Origin of the sequence: Erysipelatoclostridium sp. An173 (genome assembly GCF_002160495.1) — a bacterium.
GTDB classification, from domain to species: Bacteria; Bacillota_I; Bacilli_A; order Erysipelotrichales; family Coprobacillaceae; genus Thomasclavelia; species Thomasclavelia merdavium.
Genome location: NZ_NFKR01000105.1, coordinates 1 through 935 on the forward strand (window position 1 = coordinate 1; position 935 = coordinate 935).

At 29.6% G+C, this 935-nt stretch carries 1 rRNA gene and 1 pseudogene; one reads left to right on the top strand and one right to left on the bottom strand.

Annotation, left to right across the window (positions count from 1 at the left end):
* Positions 1–136: pseudogene (locus B5F09_RS15500) on the bottom strand (IS21 family transposase); the annotation flags it as partial.
* 709 nt (positions 137–845) lie between these two features.
* On the opposite strand from B5F09_RS15500, the gene B5F09_RS14570 reads away from it, so the two are divergent.
* A 16S ribosomal RNA gene (locus B5F09_RS14570) occupies positions 846–935 on the top strand; the annotation flags it as partial.

Below are 935 nucleotides of genomic sequence, written 5' to 3' on the forward strand. Positions count from 1 at the left end.
TATCTACACCAAGCTCTCGGGCAATTTGTGATTTATTTATTTTCAATTTTAACTCCTCTACTAATACTTTCAATTTTGGTAAATCAAGCAAACAATTAATCTCAATACTCGAACTAACTGTTAAATTCATAATCATAATATAACCTCCAATAAAAACTGAATTATTATATTATGTTGCATTGATTTTGTACATTTTTATATGATCGTTTTTGTACATATTAATAGTAGCATTTATATTTTAGGTTTAATTGCTGTATGTTTATAATTATGCTTAAGTCAATTTTCAGTATACTAATATTTATTTATCAAGTTTTTACATATAATAATAGTTGTATCTATTTTGCTTTTAACGGATTATTTTACTGGTTGTTGGTTAATTTTCTATTAAAATTTATATTAAGGTAAGTTTGTTTGATATGATCTTTCAATATTTTTATTCAAATTAGTTTTATTTAGTTTTATATTGTAAAATAAATTTTTTATAAATTAACTGTTAATTCATCAATTTTAATTATTATCGTTTTATTAATAAAAAAATGACAGGGAAAAAGAGTGATAAAAAGGGAGAAAAAGCGGGAAGGGATAAAAAAGTAAAAAAAGGTATTTACAAAGTAAAGAGGATGTGGTAGATTAATAGGGCACTCGAGAGAAGGAGCGAGGTTCAAAGGAATGGCCGAGCGAAAAAAGTAAAAAAAAGAATTGACAAACGAGAGAAAAGAGTGTAGGATAAACTAGTCGGCAAAAGAGCCGGAGAGGACATTGAAAACTGAACAGAATCGAAAAGAACACACGTCAATTAATAGATAAAAAGAGAGCAGAAGCCGATAGGCTTTGAAAAGGATAAGACAATGGAGAGTTTGATCCTGGCTCAGGATGAACGCTGGCGGCGTGCCTAATACATGCAAGTCGAACGCGAGCCTTCGGGCTCGAGTGGC